The 19,085-nt window shown below is 64.6% G+C and carries 17 protein-coding genes; 6 read left to right on the top strand and 11 right to left on the bottom strand.

Annotated elements, in window-relative coordinates:
• Positions 1–115 precede the first annotated feature (115 nt).
• Together F474_RS01190 and pseH are read left to right on the top strand one after the other, a co-directional pair.
• Complete coding sequence (locus F474_RS01190) at positions 116–589, top strand: hypothetical protein (protein WP_125483357.1); 474 nt, start codon at positions 116–118, stop codon at positions 587–589.
• A gap of 219 nt (positions 590–808) precedes the next feature.
• The gene (gene pseH, locus F474_RS01185; RefSeq protein WP_097086626.1) at positions 809–1,363 is read left to right on the top strand and encodes a UDP-4-amino-4,6-dideoxy-N-acetyl-beta-L-altrosamine N-acetyltransferase; all 555 of its coding nucleotides are present in this window, start codon (positions 809–811) and stop codon (positions 1,361–1,363) included.
• Positions 1,364–1,409: 46 nt separating this feature from the next.
• On the opposite strand, the gene F474_RS01180 is transcribed toward pseH, so the two are convergent.
• Positions 1,410–2,192 carry an acetoin reductase gene (locus F474_RS01180; RefSeq protein WP_097086624.1) on the bottom strand — a complete coding sequence of 261 codons (783 nt, stop codon included), beginning with the start codon at positions 2,190–2,192 and terminating at the stop codon, positions 1,410–1,412.
• A gap of 167 nt (positions 2,193–2,359) precedes the next feature.
• On the opposite strand from F474_RS01180, the gene F474_RS01175 reads away from it, so the two are divergent.
• The 3 genes from F474_RS01175 to F474_RS01165 are packed head-to-tail and all read left to right on the top strand — an operon-like array spanning position 2,360 to position 5,021.
• The gene (locus F474_RS01175; protein WP_097086622.1) at positions 2,360–2,734 is read left to right on the top strand and encodes a YidH family protein; all 375 of its coding nucleotides are present in this window, start codon (positions 2,360–2,362) and stop codon (positions 2,732–2,734) included.
• A gap of 3 nt (positions 2,735–2,737) precedes the next feature.
• Positions 2,738–3,064, top strand: a complete 327-nt coding sequence (locus tag F474_RS01170) for a DUF202 domain-containing protein (protein WP_097086620.1) — start codon at positions 2,738–2,740, stop codon at positions 3,062–3,064.
• A 37-nt stretch (positions 3,065–3,101) separates the two neighbouring features.
• Positions 3,102–5,021: a hypothetical protein gene (locus F474_RS01165; protein ID WP_097086618.1), complete on the top strand. Its 1,920-nt coding sequence runs from the start codon at positions 3,102–3,104 to the stop codon at positions 5,019–5,021.
• Positions 5,022–5,130: 109 nt separating this feature from the next.
• Here F474_RS01165 and F474_RS01160 read toward each other — a convergent pair whose 3' ends face one another.
• Positions 5,131–6,348, bottom strand: coding sequence for a carbohydrate porin (locus F474_RS01160; protein WP_097086616.1), 1,218 nt, complete (start codon positions 6,346–6,348; stop codon positions 5,131–5,133).
• 162 nt (positions 6,349–6,510) lie between these two features.
• Here F474_RS01160 and F474_RS01155 point away from each other — a divergent pair, with 162 nt between their 5' ends.
• Positions 6,511–7,974, top strand: coding sequence for an MFS transporter (locus tag F474_RS01155; protein ID WP_097086614.1), 1,464 nt, complete (start codon positions 6,511–6,513; stop codon positions 7,972–7,974).
• Here F474_RS01155 and F474_RS22510 read toward each other — a convergent pair.
• The 9 genes from F474_RS22510 to F474_RS01100 are packed head-to-tail and all read right to left on the bottom strand — an operon-like array spanning position 7,883 to position 18,967.
• Positions 7,883–8,983 (bottom strand): OmpA family protein, encoded by a 1,101-nt coding sequence (locus F474_RS22510; RefSeq protein ID WP_165830247.1) that lies wholly within the window; start codon positions 8,981–8,983, stop codon positions 7,883–7,885. The genes F474_RS01155 and F474_RS22510 overlap by 92 nt on opposite strands.
• Positions 8,980–9,432 carry a type VI secretion system baseplate subunit TssE gene (gene tssE / locus F474_RS01135; RefSeq protein ID WP_097086609.1) on the bottom strand — a complete coding sequence of 151 codons (453 nt, stop codon included), beginning with the start codon at positions 9,430–9,432 and terminating at the stop codon, positions 8,980–8,982. The genes F474_RS22510 and tssE overlap by 4 nt, the downstream gene beginning before the upstream one ends.
• A 3-nt stretch (positions 9,433–9,435) precedes the next feature.
• Positions 9,436–9,972: a type VI secretion system lipoprotein TssJ gene (gene tssJ / locus F474_RS01130; RefSeq protein ID WP_097086607.1), complete on the bottom strand. Its 537-nt coding sequence runs from the start codon at positions 9,970–9,972 to the stop codon at positions 9,436–9,438.
• Positions 9,950–10,993 carry a type VI secretion system baseplate subunit TssG gene (gene tssG, locus F474_RS01125; protein WP_097086605.1) on the bottom strand — a complete coding sequence of 348 codons (1,044 nt, stop codon included), beginning with the start codon at positions 10,991–10,993 and terminating at the stop codon, positions 9,950–9,952. Before tssG ends, tssJ begins: the two co-directional genes overlap by 23 nt.
• Entirely contained in the window at positions 10,990–12,726 is a 1,737-nt protein-coding gene (gene tssF / locus F474_RS01120) for a type VI secretion system baseplate subunit TssF (RefSeq protein WP_097086603.1), read from the bottom strand. Before tssF ends, tssG begins: the two co-directional genes overlap by 4 nt.
• A gap of 13 nt (positions 12,727–12,739) precedes the next feature.
• On the bottom strand, positions 12,740–14,302 hold the full coding sequence (gene tssA, locus F474_RS01115; protein ID WP_097086601.1) for a type VI secretion system protein TssA: 1,563 nt from the start codon (positions 14,300–14,302) through the stop codon (positions 12,740–12,742).
• A complete protein-coding gene (locus F474_RS01110; RefSeq protein WP_097086599.1) occupies positions 14,299–17,535 on the bottom strand; it encodes an ImcF-related family protein in 3,237 nt (1,078 codons plus the stop codon). The genes tssA and F474_RS01110 overlap by 4 nt, the downstream gene beginning before the upstream one ends.
• Entirely contained in the window at positions 17,532–18,749 is a 1,218-nt protein-coding gene (locus tag F474_RS01105; RefSeq protein WP_125483356.1) for a hypothetical protein, read from the bottom strand. Before F474_RS01105 ends, F474_RS01110 begins: the two co-directional genes overlap by 4 nt.
• Positions 18,701–18,967 carry a PAAR domain-containing protein gene (locus F474_RS01100; protein ID WP_256577799.1) on the bottom strand — a complete coding sequence of 89 codons (267 nt, stop codon included), beginning with the start codon at positions 18,965–18,967 and terminating at the stop codon, positions 18,701–18,703. The genes F474_RS01105 and F474_RS01100 overlap by 49 nt, the downstream gene beginning before the upstream one ends.
• Positions 18,968–19,085 lie beyond the last annotated feature (118 nt).

Genomic DNA, 19,085 nt, shown 5'->3' with positions numbered 1-19,085 from the left:
ATTCAGCCGCTGGCACGCTACCCAACGTGCCGTATCAGCTTGAAGCACTTTGCTGCTCGCCGTGGGCGGGCTGCCTTGGCACAGTTTCGGCCTTCGAACCCTGGGAGGCTTTTCCATGGAAGCAGGTGTCAGCCTGGAGCTTGCCGAACTGCTCAGCGGCCACAGCCTGCGGACCTGGTGGCGGCGCCTCGCACGAGGCCAGGCCCGGCGCTTGCCGGGCAACGACACCCGGGGCCGTGCTCGGCTGGCGCTTTCAAGCCTATGGCCATGCCTGCCCGATGCCCAGGAACCCCTCGACGCCGCTCTTTTACTGGCAGCTGACCAAGGCAACGCCCAGGCGCAGGTCGAGCTCGGCCAGTGGCTTGTACTGGCCGGCCGTTCGCGTTCGGCGCTGGCCTTGTGGGAAGCAGCAGCCAAGCAAGGCCATGCAGGCGCCATGCAATTGCTGGCGATGCATCACTTGCCCTTGCTGCCATGCCGCGCCGTGATGTGGTTGGCCCGCGCTGCCGAGGCGGGCGACCCCATTGGCCAGGCGCAATTTCTTGCGCTATTTCCCAAAGGTTCCATCGGCCTTACCCCCCTAAAGTGATAGGTAAACCCTCCCAATGGTGTCACTGCGCCAGCGGGTTTGTTAGTGTCGTCTCATGAGTCGTCAGGGGAGACGTAGGTGTGGAACCCACCGAATTGTTCAGTGTTTTCGTCGTATCGGTAGCCGTCGTCTGGACGTTGCTGGTGGTTCAGTTCGTGACTTCGCTGGCGGTTTAACCCGCTACACTGTCGCCCATTCATTCGCGACGGCCAGACCCCCATGCAGTGGCGCCCCCTGCTCGACTGTTCCCCCTCTCAGCAAGCCCGCGTGCGCGAGCTGCGCAATCAGCCGGCCGTGCGGCACAACATGTATACCTGCCATGAAATCAGCGAGCAGGAGCATAGCGCCTGGCTCGCATCGCTGGTAAGCAACAGGCGGATGCGGGTCTTCGCATTGCTGCTCGATGACCAGGCCATAGGCGTGGTGTCGCTCTCGGCAATCAACCTGCAGCACAAAACCGCCGACTGGGCGTTCTACCTGGACACAACGTTGCAGGGTAAGGGCCTGGGCAGTGAAGTCGAGGCGCGCCTGCTTGACTATGCCTTCGGTGAGGCAGGCCTGGAAAAACTCAACTGTGAGGTGCTGGCCTTCAACACACCCGTAATCGCCCTGCACCAGAAGTTCGGCTTCATCATCGAGGGCACCCGCCGCGCCCAGATCGAGCGTGACGGGCAGCGGCTGGACGTGGTGCTGCTAGGCATCACCCGTGATGAGTGGCAAATGCGGCGTGCGGCCATGGCGCCCCTGCTGGATCGGTTGGCGCGCCGGGCTTAACGCTTTTGCCGGCCGTGAGATGGCCAGTACCCTTGTGGGCCAAGGCTCAGCGGTACACCAGGCCACCGTCGATCATCACCGACTGCCCTGTCATGTAGTTCGCATCCTCGCTGCTCAGATAGCTGACGAAGGCGGCTACATCGTCAGGCGTTTCGGCACGCCCCAATGCAATGTTGCCCACGAAGCGGTCGTAGCTTTCGCCCACCTTGGCCCCGGTCACTTCGGCCATGCGGCGGTCGATTTCCACCCACATGTCGGTACCCACCACGCCTGGGCAGTAACTGTTGACGGTAATCCCGGCATGCGCCAGTTCTTTGGCCGCGGCCTGGGTGAGCGCCCGTACCGCGAACTTGCTGGCGCAATAGACGCCCAGCAAGGGAAAGCCTTCGTGGCCGGCGATCGAACAGGCGTTGATGATCTTGCCGCCACTTTGCTGTGCCTTGAACGCCTCCGCTGCCGCCTGGATACCCCAAAGTACCCCCTGCAGGTTGATGCCCAACAGGCGCTGCACATCGTCTGGGCGTACGTCGAGCAACGGGGCCACCTGGGCGATACCGGCGTTGTTGATCATCACGTCGAGCCGGCCCAGGTGCTGGCGAGCCTGCGCCACAGCCTCGAATACCTGGCTGCGGTCGCTGACATCACAGTGCAGCACCTGGCTTGTGCGGCCCATTGACTGCACAAGGTCTGCGACCTGTTGCAGGCCTTGGGGCGCGATATCGGCCAGCGCCAGGTCGAAGCCATCCCGCGCCAGGCGCAGGGCGATGGCGCGGCCGATCCCTTGGCCGGCGCCTGTAACCAATGCGATACGTGTTGCCTGGGTGCTCATGAAGGTCTCCTCGGGTGGGTAGAGTGCCCATCGTGCCGCCTGGGTTGCACGCGTCCAGCGGCGGTTGCGCCGCATGCATGCTTGAGACCGCTTGTCTCAGCGTCTCGGCTTGCATCGCTGTACACCGCTCTGGTAATTAAGGCATCACCTCCACCCAAGGCCCTCCCATGCACACGCGCAGTAAACTCGCCCAACGACTGCTGCCCGGTGGCAGCGAACCCGACCCTCGCTTCACCCTGGCCAACGAGCGCACTTTTCTGGCCTGGATTCGCACCGCCCTGGCGTTGATGGCCGGGGGCATCGCTGTAGAAGCCTTCACCGCCGACATTTTCCTGCCAGACGTCAGGAAATTGCTGGCCATCGCCTTGTTGCTGCTGGGCCTGTTGCTCAGTGCCAGTGCCTGTGTGCGATGGCTCAATGTCGAACGGGCCATGCGCAATCAGGCGCCCCTGCCCTTGCCGCTGTTGGTGCCGGTGCTGTCGATCGGTGGCGCGCTGGTGACAGCGGTGCTGATCGTGTTTGTCATTCTGCGCCCGCACTGACCCATGGCCCTGCAACGCGGCCACGCTGACCTGGGCTTGCAACCGGAGCGCACCCTCCTGGCGTGGCGGCGTACACTGCTGTCGCTGGCCGGCGCAAGCCTGCTGTTCCTCAGGTGGGTGCCCCACCATGGGGTGTTCGCCTACGCGCTGGTTGCCCTGGCGCTGTGCACTGCTGGCGGTATCTGGCTGGGGCTGCAGGGGCGCTACCGGGCCAGCGTTCGGGGCATCTCGGAGAACCGTGCTGTCGCGCCGCTGGCGCAGATTCTCGCACTGGGCCTGGCTTGCATGTGCATGGGGGGGCTTGGAATATACGTGGTCGTGCGCTTCTAGCACGCCGGCCTTGCCTGAGCCGCTACGGCTCTGCACCATGTGCACTTTTGCCTGTGAGACCCGCTACGTGACCCCACCCGCTTGGTACTTGCCCTTGAGCGATGCGCTTGCGACCACCTTCGCCCAAGGCGAAGTGCCGGTACCTGAACGGTTATCACGCGCCGAAATCGCGGCGGTGCTGTTTCTGCAGCACCTGCCCGTGCTCAACGACGCAACCCCTGCGCCCTTGCAACTGGAGCGTCAGTTCGCGGGGCTGTTGCTCAAGCACACCGAACAGTTGCAGACCGTACTGGCCACGCAGTTTGACCGCGCCAGTTTTAGCCGCGGGCTGATGCTGACGGCGGCTTGCGGTATCGGGCTGATGGACCAGTCGGGGGTAGACCGCAGGGGCTACCTACTGCCGGACGGCACCTGGGATTTCAACCACGGTGCCCTCTACGCCGAGCGTGAAACGCCCTTGCGCCATCTGTATCCGGTCGCCGATGGGCGCGTCGTGAAGGTCACCGACCATCAACTGCGGCTACTGCAGACGCTCAAGGCCAACCCCGGCGAGTCAGTGGAAGCGCAGGCACATGCCGGCACCGGCAAGACGCACCTGCTCAGTGCGATCATCGAGCATCTGGGCGAGCGGCGCTGCCTGTTTCTGGCCGACACCGAATCGAAACTGGTGCCCATTCGCCAGCGCTTTCCCGAAGCGGCAGCCAGCACCTTTCTGGCCATGGCCGCCAGCTGCGTGGAGCGCCAGCTGGGCTGGGGGTTCGCACCCTACCGCAGCCGCCCCGATTACGGCGTGAGCACCGCCGAGGTCGCGCAATCGCTGAACTTGCCTGAGCTCACCCCTTACACTCCGGCCCAGGTGGCAGCGATCTGTCGGGGCACGGTCATCAAGTTTTGCGCCTCCAACCACGATGTGCTGGGCCTTGCGCACATTCCCAAGGCTTATCAATGGCTCGCAGAGCCGGTACGCCAGCGCCTGGTCGGGCTGGCCCAGCAGATGTGGGCCGCGCTGTTCGAGCCGCCGCAAGCGGGCGTGACCCTGCCGATCCGGGCCATGCACTGGATCAAGTTCATGGCGCTGTCTGGGGCCAACATACCCGGCGACTTCAGCCATGTGCTGATCGATGAGGGCCATGACCTGACGCCACCGTTGGTGCAGATCCTTGATCGGGGCCCCCAGGCAGTCATTACACTCGGCGATCGTTACCAAAACCTGGCGGGTTTTGGCACCCCGCACGCCGCGCACATCCGCCACCGTGAGATGCGGTTGTCGCTGCGTGCCGGCACTGCGTTGCAAGATCTGGTCAACCCGTTGATAGACGCCTATCCAGGTAGCCTGGACATGCCGTTCCAGGGCAACCATACCCGTCATACCGAGGTGATCGGCTACCCGGCCCAGGGCATTCCCGAGCAACCAACGTTGATTCTGGTCAAGGATATCTGGGGGCTGTGGGACTGGGTTCAGCGATTGGCCAGTGCCGAAATTCACTGCCAAGTCGTCACCGCTGGCCCCGATGAGCTGCTCAGCCTGGTGCCGGATGCTGCCCGGCTGTTTCGCAGCGACGTGCGCTCGCACCGCCCGGACCTCGCCCGCTATCGCACCTGGGACCAGCTGCACGCGGCCAAAGCGCAGGAGCCTAGCTTTTTGCGTGTAGCGCAGTGGCTGGCTGGGCAGCGCGACCATAGCCATCTGCGCCCTTGGTACAGCCTGATCACGCCGGCGCGGTTGACCGAGGCCGGTGGCTATCGCGTAGCGCTGGTGCGGGATGTACGCAATTTCGAGTTCGACCGGCTGGCGTTGTCCGATGATTTGTACCTAGGGCCCACGCCCCAGACCGAACGCGCGCGGGCCCAACGTATCGCGCTGCTTTACACGGCGATCACGCGGGTCCGCCATTGCCTCTATCTGCCGGCGAATCACAGTGAGTTGCAGCGCGCCCTGGTTTTTGGCCAAGCGTAACGCGAACGGTGCACGCTTTCGGCGTGCCAGCGCAGGCCCTGCGCCGCAACGCTTTACCCGCCGCCCAACTGCAGGTACTCAGCATCCGTTGGCCGGGCAGCGGTGCGCGTTACCACCAGGTCTCGAGCTGTACCCCGACGTTGGAGCCGTGCAAGGCCGAACCGTAGGCCCCTGTCTCAGACAGCGCCGTGCCGTCATCAGCCGCCAGCTGCGCGGCACGGTTCCATTTGGCATAGGTGTAATACAAGCGCACCTCAGGCCGTGACAGGAACCCTTTACCGCCGATGGCCCACGTGGGTGCGATAGTGAATTTGTCGAGTTTCCGGGTACCGCCAGCATCCGGGCGAATCTGGTCGTGGCCGTACTCGGCCAGCAGCTTGAATTGCTCAGTGAAGGCATAGGACGGCCGCACGCCGAACGAGGTCCACAGCAGGCCCTGATCGTTAGGCGCTTTGGTTTTTTGCGCCAGTGCCATCAGTTGCCCGCCGAAATTGTCGGTGATCTGCCAGCGAGGGGATTCGATCACGCGCCAGGTGCGGGTGTTGCTGGAAGCGGTGAGGTCGCCCGTCTGCCCCAGGCCGATCCCCGGGCCTTCCCCATACTGCACCACGAAGCGGTTCTGCCCGCCGAAGAACTTTTCCTGGTTGTGCTCGGCGGTGAGTGACCATCCGCTGTGGCTGCCTTCGACCTGCCCGGGCTTTTGGATGTAGCTTGCGCCCAGCTCGATGAAACCGTTGGTGTTGACCTGGAAATCGCCGACATTGAAGTCGTGGCGCGTGGCTTTGTCTTTCTGCTCGGTATTGTCTTCGCGAGTGATCGAATAGCTGTACAGATGCTCGCCGATCCGCACGTCCTCGATGCCTACACCTTCACCGCTCGGGTTCCAGTAGTAGAAGTCACCGATATGGATATCGTGGCGCTTGTAGTAACGGCGCCCGGCCCACAGCGTGCCACCGTTGAACAGCGGCGACTGCCAGCCGGCCCAGGCCTGCGGCAGCCGCACACGGCCGTCGTCGCCGGTGAAGGTGGGGAAGTGGTTGTAGCTGTCGTAGAGGCTGACCATGCCCCCCACCCGCAGCACAGTGCCGTCGTCCCCGCGATACAGGTCCTGATCCAGCTCAAGTTCCCAATAGGTCTCACATTCGTTACCCAACCGGTATTTCATCGGCGCGCCGGGCAGCTGAAAGCACTGCTGCGTCCCACCACTGGTGGCACCGCCGCTGCCAATGCGGCCGTAACCTTTGAACTCGAGCCCGAAGGCATTGAGCGGCAAAGCCAATGCCAGCGGCAATACCACGCCCAATCCTGTTTTGTAGTCGATAGCCATGAGCCTGCTCCCCCATCCCTTGGTGCACTGTCGTTATTCGTTGTCGAGGCAGACCCTCGACAGCCCTGAAAGTGCGAAAAAGGATCCATTGGGGCATGCCGGTTGAACTTACGCAAGCTTCACCGCTTCACAGCCATAGGCCTACACAACAAGGAACGTGCCATGACCACGCGCGAAGTGCCCGCCGGCGATGACTCGCAGCAACACATTTATGAAACCGATCTGCCGGGAAGACTCGACCGTTTACCGTGGTGTCGCTTTCACACGCTTTTGGTATTTGCGCTAGGCATCACCTGGCTGCTCGACGGATTGGAGGTGACCCTAGCGGGGGCCGTCTCCGGTGCGCTGAAGGACAGCCCCGTCTTGCGCATGAGCAACACGGATATTGGCCTGGCAGGCGGCGCCTATATCGCCGGCGCGGTACTCGGGGCGCTGTTTTTCGGCTGGCTGACCGACCGCCTGGGCCGGCGCAAACTGTTCTTCATCACCCTGTTCCTGTACATCGGCGCTACAGCGCTGACGGCGTTTTCCTGGAATCTCTGGAGTTTTCTGCTGTTTCGTTTCCTGACAGGCGCCGGGATCGGCGGCGAATACACCGCAATCAACTCCACCATTCAGGAATTTACCCCCGCGCGCTTTCGCGGCTGGGTCGACCTGACCATCAATGGCACGTTCTGGGTAGGTGCAGCACTGGGCGCGTTCGGCTCGATCGTGCTGCTGGACCCCAACGTGGTGAGCGGCGATCTGGGCTGGCGGCTGTGCTTCGGTATCGGTGCGGCGCTGGGCCTCATTATCATGTTCATGCGCCTGTGGGTCCCTGAGAGCCCGCGGTGGCTGATGATCCACGACCAACCCGATGAGGCCCGGCGTATCGTTGAGAACATTGAAAAGCACGTACATGACTTGGGCCATGAGCTGCCGCCGGTTACCGAGCCGTCATTACGCCTGCACGCCAGGGACCACACGCCGCTCAAAGAGGTCTTCAGCTCGCTGTTCGTGATGCACCGGCGGCGTGCGTTCGTAGGCATGACCCTGCTGACAGCCCAGGCCTTTTTCTACAATGCGATCTTCTTCACCTACGCCTTGGTGCTCACTGACTTCTATAACGTGCCCTCCGGCCACATCGGCTGGTATGTGCTGCCCTTCGCTTTGGGCAACTTCTGCGGGCCATTGCTCTTGGGCAAACTGTTCGACGTGGTCGGCCGGCGCATCATGATCAGCAGCACCTATATGCTTTCCGGCGTACTGCTGGCGCTGAGTGGATACCTGTTCCAACAAGGGATGCTGGATGTCGTTCAGCAAACGATTGCCTGGATGGTGATTTTCTTCTTCGCCTCAGCCGCCGCCAGCTCGGCCTACCTCACGGTAGCCGAAACCTTCCCTTTGGAAATCCGCGCGTTGGCGATCGCGGTGTTCTACGCCTTCGGCACGGGCCTGGGTGGCATCATAGGCCCTACCCTGTTCGGGGCGCTGATCGAAAGCCATGACCGCACCAACGTCTTTATCGGCTACCTGATTGGCGCGGCACTGATGATCATCGCCGGTGCGGTTCAGGCCCGCTGGGGCGTGGCAGCAGAGCGCCAGTCGCTGGAGAAGGTCGCGCGGCCGTTGTCGCAGGCTGCGTGAATGGGCATGGCGGCGTAGTGTGCGTCAGGCGGATCGTTACCCGACGATTCGCCGCGCGCCCCGCCGCTGTGGTGTTGGCCAGCAAGGGCCGGTCGGCGCCGACGCCCAGGGTCCGAATGCACTGTGCGGGCACGCCGTGTGCGGCCAGCCACCTGCCCACGGCGGCCGCCCGGGCCTTGGCCAATGAGTGGTTATGCTCGGCCGAGCCGCTGGCATCGCTGTGGCCCCGAACTTCAATCAGCCAACCTGGATGGTGAGCTACCAGGCCAACGAGCGAGGTGAGAAGCTCTAGCGCCTGTGTACCCAACTGTGCGCTTCCCGCATCGAACAGGGCCAGCTCAGCTACATCGATGGGTGGCAATTGCGGCCTTGGCTGCATCCATAAGGTTGAAGCAATGCAAATGATCATGGCACCTGCCAATCGCAGCAGCAGGCTTCTGCTGCGGGAGTGCCGTGGGGTGTTGCCCTGGCCGCCGCCAATACGCGTCGCTTGCAAGTCGCCACTGGGTAGCACGGGGATCGGTACCTGCTGTTGGCCGCGGCGCCTCAGTAAGGCATGCAGCGCCAACGGCGTGACCTGCAACGTCGTTTCAAGCGCCCGCTGCAACGTTGCCAGCGCTGAGGAGATCACTTCGACGTCCTCGCTCGCCGCGCACCGCGACCACACCAGCACCTGCGTGCACCATTGATCGATCAGCGCCTGCCGCTGCCCCCCCTCGGTGGGCCACAGGCTGGCGCAATGCTCGACGATAAGGTGCGCGACGCAACGGATGACCGCCGCAGCCGCCTGCGGTTCGCCGCACCACAGATGGGCCAGTGCCAACGCCCTCAGGCCCTGTAGCTCGGCGCCGTGTGCGCGCAGCAACGCCTGAGCGCAGGCACGAACCTGCGGCCAGTTCACGTCCGGGCAAGCAGGATGTGCGAGAGGTGCCAAGGCCTGGCGAAGCTGGCCGAATTCCGGTGTGCGTCGCGGATCTGCACCTAGTGTCAAGGGGCTTGGCAGGGTCACCGCGGCCTCCCAGCCGGGCCCTGCATGCCGTGGTCGCACAACGCAGCGAGCACTACGGGGCTGTGCGCGGTGAACGCTGCCGACACCGCCTGGCAGCGCCCATCTGCCAGTTCCAGGGTCAGCTCCAGGCTCAATTGCCCCGGTATGCTCTGGGCAAGTGGCGTGGCCTTGGCATTGAGTACTCTCGGTTCGGCAGCCAGCACCGCGTCGCTCAGTGCCTGGCACAACCGCTGCCGTGCAGCGGGTTGCGCATCGAGCATGCGACCCAGGTCAGGCAGGCCGAAACCTGGCACATGAGCCAGAGCGCCCTGGCGGCTCGCAAACAGCCGTTGCAGGGTGCCCAGCACCGATAGCAGCAGTTGCTCATGCTCGCTGGCCTGATCGATGGCAAGGCCGTTGCTGAACCGCCCGGTCAGCGTTTCATACAGCGACACGTTGGGAATGGGCATGGTTCAGGGCTCCAGCGGGCGCAGGGTCAGGCGCTGGCCAGCCAACTCAACCACCCGCGGTACATTGCGCTGCAGTGCCTTGCGTTCCAGCACCAGCCGCCACTGGCCAGCGCTGGCTTGAGGTTCCTGCAACAGCGCCACGACAGCAACGTGCGTTGCAGCTGAATCCAGCGGCACGTCCAGGCGCACGCCCTGTTCGGGCCTGATCACCCGCGCGTGCTGTTCGAGCACGCTGGCACCCAGGGCCAGGTCAGCGTTATCCAGGAGTTGCTCGTAACTGGCGCGCAGCAGGAGGTCGGGGTCGCTCAGCTGATAGACCCGCACCAGTGTGGGTACCGACAGGCCGAGCATGTCTTGGCTATGCGTATTGAGGGCAGTACGCGCGGTGATGTCCAGGTGCAAGGTGGTCACAGGGCGGATGAAGGCATCGCGCGCCGTCTCGCGCGTAGCATCAACGGCACGCTGGGCCCAGCCACACCCAGCGAGCGTGACGCACAACAGGGCACTCCAAACAGCTTTAATAAGGCAGCGGCGCGACATGGTGGATGTCCTTTGAAACGGTATGAAGAGGTTGCAGGCCTTGGTAGAGGCCCAGGTCGATCCTCACGCGGGCTGATGCTCGCGCTGCGGGGCCCAGCAAAGCTGTCATACCCAGGCGCAGAGACTTCCGCCCCAAGTGCGCAGCTGGCAGGCAGGCGCTGGGCAAGCTCAGCCCAAGCCTGGCGTTGCAACGCCAGCCCAAGTACATCCGCAGCAGCACTAACAGGTCTGCCAGGCGCTGCTCACCCGGTAACCAGGCGAGCACTTCAGCGGCCTGCTCTGCATGAAGCGTCAGCAGCACCTGGCTGGTTGCATCCAGCCCACGCGGGCCCAGCGGCATTCCCTGCCCTAGCGAAACAGGCGCGCCGCCCAGTGTTGCCGGGCTTGCCAGCCACACCGTTCGGGGCCAGCACGCGGTGACCTCGGTTCGCGTCTGCGGCGCCAGCAGGCGTACCAGCGCATTCAGGCCTTCAGCCGTGCGCGTCGGCAGGCGCAAGGCAGCCAGCAGGCCCAGAAAGCGCGAAGCCGGCGCACCGATACCTCCAGCGCTGCCGGGGGTGCCCAGGCCTATAAGGCTCAAAAGGCATTGCGAGGTTGGGTCCTGGCCCCCAGCCTGGAAGGTCGCGGGGTACGAGTATTTGCGCCATGCCCGGTAGAACTGAGTGAACAGCCTGTGGCTGAACAGATCGAGGAACCCCTGCAGTGCCTCATGCCCTTCCCCGCCCTGGCTGATATCGGCCAGATAAACAGCCGGCAGGGGTGAATCCACACCATAAAGGCCCAGCAGCCGAGTCCGCAGTACCGGCACCCTCCCTTCACCGGTTTCCAGGCCACGCCATTCCGCTGCCGGAAACCCAAGGCCCGGCCACGGCAGAAAACGCACAGGGTCGTCGGCTGGGTTCAGGGTGGAGCCCAATGCAGGCGCCTGGGGGGCGCTCTGCTCGATCAATTGGCACACCCGCCACAGGCTCGCCTCACACAGCCGCGGCGCCAGTGCCTCCAACAACGCCTCCACACTCATCCAGGGACCCTCTGGCTGTGCATCTCTTGCCACCTGAGGACGTTGCTTTCAGGGAGCACCACCACGGTCAGCTGCGTGAACACGTGAATGTCGGCGTAGAGTGAGAAAAACCGGTTGAGAATCTCGCCGAACAGCAAAATGTCGCCTTGCCCGGCGAACCCTGCGGCCTCAAGGGTTACCTGGATATCGACGCCGCGTTGCAAATAACCACGGGTAAAGCGCTCGATCAGGCCGTGACGAACATCGATGATCGCTTGCAGGCGCCTTCGGTTCATCTCACTGGCTGGCCAGTCGTAAAGGGCCAATGTGCCTCGCAGCACCTGCGGGTCGCTGAGCAGCGGCAGGAAGTTCGAACCCAGGTGCCCCAGCACTCGCCACTGAAAACGGTCCTGATCAGGGGGAAAGCACGGCAGGCTGGGCGGGCATAGGTTGCGCACGCTCAACCCCGGCAGCGGCTCGGCGCACTCATCGAGCAGTGTGGTTTGCAGGGCGCGACGAGGCAGCTGGCCGTTTGTCGCGGTGAGGGCCAGCGACAGTGCGTGGGCCCCGGCCTGTTGGAACCCCTCCCCGCCCAGAATCAACCATGTGTCGCGCAGGCCTTGGGGGCCGGGCTTGGAACGGGTGTGAAAGTAGCGCTCTGGTGCGTCATGGCGCATTAGCCCGCCACGATGGCGGAAGCTGGTGAATGGCACGTAGGTTTCGCCGGCCTGGCCGCAGACACTGTCAACGCTGTAGATCTCGGTGTGGCCATCCTGCAGCCGCTGCGGCCGTATCAGGTACTCATGCTGCAACGGGTCGGCGATGAAGGGGTCGCCCTGCAGCGCAAACAGGTTGGCCACCGGCACGGCATTGGTTCTCAGATGCTCAGCGTTGAGCCCGAACTGCGCTGGCCACGGTTGAGTGAGCTCAAGGCGCACATCCACCTTTTGCCCGGGCGCCAACGCAACCTGCTCAAGGCCGCGCAATTCGAAGAAGCGGAATTTTTCGGGAAAGCTGAAGTACTCCAATAGCAGTTGATACCCGCCAAACGCTGCACCTTGGTCAGGCCATAGCCGCTCCTCAGGCGAGAAACCCAACGGTGCCAGCTGGCACAGGGTGGGCAGGGCCGCACCCTCGTCGACGGCCACCGCTACCACCGTGGCTGGATGCAGAAGCGCCGCGTACAGGGCACTGGCCAGTGCCTGATCAGCGTTGATGTAAAGCCGCAGCGCGGCAAGTTCGCCAACATCGATCACACCTACTGCGCGCAAGCGCAGGTGCAGGCTGGACCGGCCGTCGATCAGTGGCTGGTGGCTCAGATGGTCGACCACCAGTGGCAAGACCCGCAGCGCCTGGCAGGTGGTGTAACGGCAGCGGGTGCCATGCGGCCCAATAGGTCGGCTCAGCACTTCGAAGCCCTTGGCCAGGGCGCGTGGCTGCAATAGGCCCGGGCCGCTCAGCGTGAACTGCACCACTGACAACGAGGCGATCGTTCGCAGGTAGTGAGGCCAGAGCAGGCTGACCAGGCTTTCAGTCAGTTCCGGGAGATCATCATCGAGTTTCTGGCGCAGGCGGCCTGTCAGAAACGCAAAACCTTCGAGCAGGCGCTCGACGAAGGGGTCTTGGGCGCCGGGTTTGTCCAGGTGCAGGGCTGCCGCGCGCTCGGGAAAGGCCTGCGCGAAGGCCTTGCCAGCCTCTCGCAGGTAGCGCAACTCAGCATCGTAGTAACGCAAAGTGGGATTGTCGGTATCCATGGTCATCTGCCGGTTAGGTGTAGAGCACCGCCGCACGGGCGGGGTCCAGTGCGCTGAGCGAGGCTTGCAATGCCTGCTGGCGTGCCTGATAGCGCGGTTTCTCCTCAGCATCGATGCGCGACGCATGGCCTCGCAGCAGCCGCAGCAGCCGGGCCTGGGCATCGAACAACAGCATCGGCTCCCACGACGCGAGGCCTTGGCTCTGGTCGCGGGCGAGCAGTTCGGTGTACAGATCAATCGCCAGCAGTGGCTTGCCGCACTGCTCGGCCAGCCGCGCCTGCAGCGCGCGATGCAGCCACTGATCGCGGCCCGAGCCCCCGGCCCCCTGCTCTGCCAGCCACTTCAGGGAGGCCTCCAGCCCCTGGCTATCGGCCAGGGTCAGGGCGGCCTCTTCAAGTGCCTGCGAATCGTTTCCAGCGGGGCAGGCAAGGGGCGCAAGTTCGCAGGGAGCAGCAGCCTCGAAACCTGCGATCCACTCCCGACACGGCTGACTGGCCAAAGGCGTGCCGTCGCACCAGCACAGCGTCTCCACCCCCGGTAGGCGGTGCAAGGTAACCGCTAGGTCTCGCTCGATCACCCAGGCCCAACCGGCATAGGGTTCAGGGCTGTGTTGCAGCGCCTGGTGCAGGTACCACTGGAGGTCAAACCAGAAATGGTTGACCCCCTCGCAAAAAAGGCCCTGCGCCTCTGACAACAACGCCTGCCACTGCCGTTGCTGATGCATCTGCCGGAGCAAAGCGCGGCTGTGTTCACGGGGCGCTGCCAGCTGGGTCTGCCCGTTGAGGTCTTGTGGGGGCGGCTGTTGAAGGGTGTCCCAACGCAGGTGCTTGACCAGCCGGTGCGCTGCCAGCCAGCCGCCGGGCTGGGCCTGTAACCAGCCTGCCAGCTCGTGCGCACGCGCCAAGGCGTCCCTGCCCGAGGCTATAGCCTCGATGGCAGGGGGTTGACTGGGTGGCGTCGCGCAGGTCTGCGGCAGCACGGCATCGGCGCCACCGGCCTGGGCCAGCCGCTTGCTCAATGCCGCGTGCAAGGGTGCCAGGCAGGGCCGTTCAGCGTCCGGCCACTGCCCTAGTTGTTGATCGATCCAGGCAAGCGCTGCGACCGTGCGGCGGGCCTCGGCCTTGGCAAGTTCCGGGAAACGCGACAGTGCATCAAGCACCCGAGCGCTCGCCAGCCACTCCAGCGCGGCCATCCGCCCTTGGGGGCGGGCAGGCAGCAGTTGCCGGCCGTAGGCAGCCAGCAACACACCGGTCAGTTCCAGCCCGGCGGCCAGGCCTGCTTCACCGTGCTGCTGGGTTCGCGCCCAAGTGTAGTAACCCGCCACACGGAGATCTTTGCAACGGTGGCGCAGCAGGCGTTCGGCCAGATGGCACACCTGTGCGGTGTCGGCACCACTGAGGCGGTTCACCTCCTCGCGCAATTGCTGAAAGTCGTCTTCGCTTACCGGGTCAGCCCCTACCGGCGCCTCGGCGCTGATGGGCACGGCCCAGCCCTCCCAGCAGGCAGCCTGCTGCTTAGCCAGCGGCACGGGCGGCTCTTCGCCCAGGCATTGAGCGATCAACTTGGCCAGGCTCATGTGTCGTCACCTGCGGCAACCGTTGGCGTCGGCAGAAAGATCTCGCTGGGCAAGCGCAAGCCACGCAATGCCAGCAATGCCAACGGCCCGCCGCCTAGCTCGGTGCGCAACTGCCAGGCCAGGCTTAGGCCGTCGGGCGTGGCAATCACCAGCCGGTGAAGGCCTTCGTCAGGCGTCAGCGCTGTGGCCTGTGCGTTCTCCAGCAGCCGTATCAGCCCCCAAGTGCCGTGATGCTCGGCATACAGGCGCTCACCGGTGCGCACACTGGTCCAGGTCAAGCTAGCCCCGGCATGGTCGCCACGCCCTGGCCAGGTGAAACGCTGCCAGCGGGGCTTGTGGTTGAAGTAATGGTGGCGACGGCCGTCAACGCTCAATGTGCTCTGCACCACGTCCCGCGCCGGCTGGCCTGAGAGTTCGAAGGTCAGGCCTTGGTTGCCGTCGCTGAACACAACCTGCGCCACACGATCCAGCGTGGCCAGGGCATTCAGGAACGCTGGGTTCAAACGCAGGCCCTGGCTATTGTCGGCATCGACTACCCAACGGTTGCCCTGTTTACGCAACACACCTGCCAACTCCTGCTGTACAAAGCGCTCGATGCGGCCGCTGTCGGCGCGAATCATCTGTCCCAGAAACGCCAGAGACGCGTCGGTGGTGGTGTCTGCAAAAGGGTAACGGCCGCTCAACGCACTGTTCCAAGGCGCCACGACCGCTTCGCGCCACTGCCGGTTGATGCCTTGGGCCGCCGGCTGCAGCAGGCGTTGCCAGGCCTGTTCGAGCGGCTGCGCGAACAGCGCTTGCCCTGCCCCACTCCAGGGCGCGCCCAGGCTGGCCGCAAGCAGTTGGCCATAGGCCCGGGGCGCAACGATGTCCGCTTCCCTGCCCTGAAACACACCTTGGGCTAAAGCCTGAGTGACGGCCTGTGGGTCGGCTGCGCTGCTGATCTGTTGCAGGCGAAGGCGAAGCCGGGCCACCTGAGTGAACCAACCAGCGAGGTTCGGGCCACTCGCACTTGCATCTCGCAGTGCCAGCAGCGGGCCGAAAGCGGCATCGAGTGGGCCGCTGGGAGGGCCGGTCACTTTTACGGGCTTGCCAATCATCTCCTGTGCCGACGCCAGCAGGCTCTCGCCCAGCGCTGCGCGTTCACGACCAGCCTCGGCATGCCAGGTCAGGTTGTCGAAAAGCGCCCTCAGCGGTGATGCGTGGGCATCGCTGAGCAGGCTCAACTGGATGGCTACGGCTTCAACGGTATCGGTGTCGCGCCAGCGCAGATCATTGAGAAACCGTTGCCAGGCCTGGGTGTAGTCCCGCCAGTATCGCGCCTCCAGGCGCCTACGCAATGCATCTGCGTCCAGCGGTGGCGCAGCTTGCCCGTCTGGCTCGGCCAGGACCCAATCGATCTGCTCACGGCGGGCCCGTGCAGTGCGGGCTAACGCCTGGCGCACGCTGCCCTCCCAGGCTTGGCGAGTGAACTGGCCAGGCACCGTCTGTTCACTGTGGTAAAGCAACGCGGCGTCCGTGTTGGGGGCCAGTTGCGCGAGCCCCAGGTCTGGATAGCTGCCGAGCGCCTCAGCCATCGCCGCCTGGTAGAGGTTCTGTTCGGCGTTGCGTTGGCCCAATTCAGCCAGCAGGCGTTGCCGGGCGAGCCTCACCAACCCCTCGTTTCGCACCGGCGCCAGCGACGGATAGGCCCGCAACTGCTGGAGGTAGAAAGCCCACGCTTCGGGGTTGAGCTGTTGGCTGGCGCCCAGGGCTTGGAGGGAATCGGGCTCAAGCCGCTGGGGGTCGGTCAACATCAGATAGGCCTTGAGCGCCTCATAACCGCGCTCAGCCCGCACCTGCCGTGCCAAAGCGCCCGCGGGCCATTGATCCAGGTCGCGCAGTACGGCCTCCAGGTGCGCCAGGGTTGGCCCGGCCAACTCGGCCTGATTGGCGACGGTATAAAACGGCCAGAGGCGTTGGAGCACAGCAGTTGAACGATCCAGGCCGAAACGCTGGTGCCAGGGGCTGCCGTGGGCGGCATGGGCGGTGAGTGTCCGGGTGACTGGCAGCAAGCTATCCAATGTATTGGTAGCCAGCGCCTGGCCCGCTTGGCTCAACAGCCCCATATTGCCCGACCAACTGGCAGCCACTGCCCCCAGCGCAACAACCAGTGCCGCCACACCGGCCCAACGTGCGCTGCGGGCCGACACCCATCCAACGCGCCTGGCGGGGTAGCGATCGGCCAACAGCCTGGCCCAGCTGCCATGGCGTTGCCAGGCATTGGGTTGGCAATGCGCATCGCGTGGCAGGGGCTGGCTGAACCAAAGCCCACGAATCGGCACGCCCCGCCCGCCCAGGTGCGGTTGCTGATCGTGCAGCGCCTTGCACCACTGCTGCGCCAAGCCTTGGCGAAGGTGCCAACTTAACCCGAGCGCATACAGGCCGGCCTGGGTTCGTTGCTGGCCCAAGCACAGCAGGCTGCGTTTGAGGAGTGAAGTGGCCTGTGCCTGAAGCGTTACGGCCCACCGCTCAGCGGGCTGGCAGGGGTCAAGCACGGCGCCGGCATCCGGGCTGTGCTCAGACACTGCTTCGCCCTGGATCACCCACAGGTGCACCGGGGCCTGCCAGGTCCATGCGCGCGCACGCTGCTCCAGCTCCCGCAAGCCGTTATTCAAAAAAGCGACCTGAGCACGGTGCTCTGCAGCCACCGCCCAGACGATCTGATCCACTGGCCGCCTGCGGCACAGCGCCCGCCACAGCGTCCAGGCTTGGCAATCAGGGGTTTGCACGCTGCCCCCATGCAGCAGCACCACACCCCCGGCCTCTTGCCATTGATCGGTCGCAAGCCCAGGTGCCAGGGCCTGCACCTGGGCTGGTTCGCCGACCACCAGCACAAGCCGCACCTTGCTGCGCCACCTGCGCCCGTGACGAAACCGCAACAGGCTGCGCAGGGGCTCGACATCACACACTGGCAACGCTTGATCGAGGTTTTGCCGGTAAGGCGTGGCCATTGGCGAACCCCCTTGCTGGCAGAGCGCAAGGAACCGCATTGCGCTCAACCGCGCCAGTGCCAGCACGCTAAAGCCATCGATCACTACCGCCACCAGGCAGGTCAGTAGCAGCAATACGCTCCAGCGCTGGCGCAGGCTGTCATCCCAGCCGGCGTTCAGCGGGTTGTCCAGCCACAGCAAGGCCATGCCCCCACCACTCACGCCCACCACCAACAGCCAGAACATCGCTTTCTTCAGGCTCATGCCTGGGCCTCCTTACCGCAGGGTCGCACCACGCAGGCTTGTAATGTTCGATCGGTAAATAGCAGCAGCTGCGCCTGCTCCTGGGCATGGGCCTGCTCGCAAGCGGTGATCAGCAGCAGCGCTGCCATCGCAGTCCCTCCATGGCCTAACTGGAGATCGAGGGCATGTTGCTGCGAGGCTGCGATGCCCACGTTGGCCAGGGCAATCGATGTAGAGTGCGCTTGGCCCCGGCAGGCGAGCCAAGCCGATGACGGGCTCGCCTCGCTCGCGGCGCAGGCTTGGGCCAGGCAATCGGCAGCGGCTTGGCTGGAGATCGGCCTGTGCAGCGCTGCAAGGCCCTCGCAACCGACACTCGGGTGCGCCAGCAACACGGCACTTACACCTTCTGCCTGGCCAGCATGGGGCATCAGGAACAGGTTGAAATCGATGCACAGCAGCCAGGGCGCAGGCGCATGGGCATCCAGCCAGGGCCCCAGCCAAAGGAACCCGTCTTCATGGTGCGCGAACACCGGGGCGGTGGCCCGCGCCTGGGGTGGCAACAACCGAACCAGCAATTGCTCGATCTCTGCATCCGCGAGTTGTCGGTCATGCCGCACCCGCACAGCCAGGCGGTGGCCGGCCAAGTGCTCCATGGCCGGTGCCAAGGGGGCCAGTACCGCGCCAAGTTCCTGGGCGAGCCGCCGGCGGTACGCCTGCAGGCACAGGGTGGGCACGTAGCCCCGTAGGGCGCTGAACGTCACGCAAGCGCCCAGCGCATCTACATAAACCGGCTGCAGCACCGGCCCTTTTGCCCTCAGGGCCTGGGCGAGGCAGCGGTTGCCCGCCGCCGTGCTGTAGGCGAGCGCCACCACTTTCGCCGGCTGTTGCCAGGCACGCACCCGCTGGCCCAGCCACTGTTCGCGGCAGCTGTTCCATAGCAGCACCTGTTCTCGCTTGCGCTCATGCACCAGCAGCCGCAGCGCCAGCAGCACTCCCCCTGCTGCGGTGAGCACAGCCACCAGCATCCAGTAGGTCTGGCTGGGCAAGCTGCCATCGCTGGGCCATAAGACGGTCAACCCTCCGACTGTTGTAAGAACGGCCCCGGTTGTCGTGGCAGCGAGCAACAGCACATTGGGCGCTTTGGGCAGCGGCTGTGCAGCGGGAACACCGTCGTGCGGGCCCGCCATTACCGGCGCCCAGCCCACGGCAATGAGCTCACCAAACTGCAGCCGCATTCACAGAGGTGGCCGTGCAAGGCAACGGCCAACCCCGCATCGGTGAACCCTGAATCGCCCTGGGCGATGGCATTCAAACCATGGCCGGGTATCGGGCAACTCACAGCGTCGCCCACACGGGCGACGGCCAGCCCGCCAAAACGCAGCGAGGCGCTACCGCCCAGAACCTTGCCGCCGGAAGCCAGGCTGTCCGATTGCCTGATGATGCTGTTCGACACGTAAACCATCCTTATGCAGTGGGTGGTAATGCAGTGGGCCAGGCAGCCTGAGAGCGGTCTATCCGTTTGCCGACGGCACTGTGGAAGCGATTGATCGCCCCAGCCTCACGCGGGGGCT

It is taken from the genome of Pseudomonas sp. URIL14HWK12:I12 (assembly GCF_003097135.1).
Lineage (GTDB): Bacteria > Pseudomonadota > Gammaproteobacteria > Pseudomonadales > Pseudomonadaceae > Aquipseudomonas.
Note: the sequence above shows the minus strand (reverse complement) of the source record. Positions and strands in the feature narration are given on the sequence as shown.

Excerpts from the sequence above, each read along its gene's own strand:
- F474_RS01110 (WP_097086599.1), bottom strand. The coding sequence starts at position 17,535 with ATGAGCCTGAAGAAAGCGATGTTCTGGCTGTTGGTGGTGGGCGTGAGT.
- F474_RS01105 (WP_125483356.1), bottom strand. The coding sequence starts at position 18,749 with ATGCGGCTGCAGTTTGGTGAGCTCATTGCCGTGGGCTGGGCGCCGGTA.
- F474_RS01165 (WP_097086618.1), top strand. The coding sequence starts at position 3,102 with ATGTGCACTTTTGCCTGTGAGACCCGCTACGTGACCCCACCCGCTTGG.
- F474_RS01180 (WP_097086624.1), bottom strand. The coding sequence starts at position 2,192 with ATGAGCACCCAGGCAACACGTATCGCATTGGTTACAGGCGCCGGCCAA.
- F474_RS01170 (WP_097086620.1), top strand. The coding sequence starts at position 2,738 with ATGGCCCTGCAACGCGGCCACGCTGACCTGGGCTTGCAACCGGAGCGC.
- pseH (WP_097086626.1), top strand. The coding sequence starts at position 809 with ATGCAGTGGCGCCCCCTGCTCGACTGTTCCCCCTCTCAGCAAGCCCGC.
- tssE (WP_097086609.1), bottom strand. The coding sequence starts at position 9,432 with ATGCCCATTCCCAACGTGTCGCTGTATGAAACGCTGACCGGGCGGTTC.
- F474_RS01160 (WP_097086616.1), bottom strand. The coding sequence starts at position 6,348 with ATGGCTATCGACTACAAAACAGGATTGGGCGTGGTATTGCCGCTGGCA.
- F474_RS01175 (WP_097086622.1), top strand. The coding sequence starts at position 2,360 with ATGCACACGCGCAGTAAACTCGCCCAACGACTGCTGCCCGGTGGCAGC.
- tssA (WP_097086601.1), bottom strand. The coding sequence starts at position 14,302 with ATGAGCCTGGCCAAGTTGATCGCTCAATGCCTGGGCGAAGAGCCGCCC.
- tssJ (WP_097086607.1), bottom strand. The coding sequence starts at position 9,972 with ATGTCGCGCCGCTGCCTTATTAAAGCTGTTTGGAGTGCCCTGTTGTGC.
- tssF (WP_097086603.1), bottom strand. The coding sequence starts at position 12,726 with ATGGATACCGACAATCCCACTTTGCGTTACTACGATGCTGAGTTGCGC.
- F474_RS01155 (WP_097086614.1), top strand. The coding sequence starts at position 6,511 with ATGACCACGCGCGAAGTGCCCGCCGGCGATGACTCGCAGCAACACATT.
- F474_RS01190 (WP_125483357.1), top strand. The coding sequence starts at position 116 with ATGGAAGCAGGTGTCAGCCTGGAGCTTGCCGAACTGCTCAGCGGCCAC.
- tssG (WP_097086605.1), bottom strand. The coding sequence starts at position 10,993 with ATGAGTGTGGAGGCGTTGTTGGAGGCACTGGCGCCGCGGCTGTGTGAG.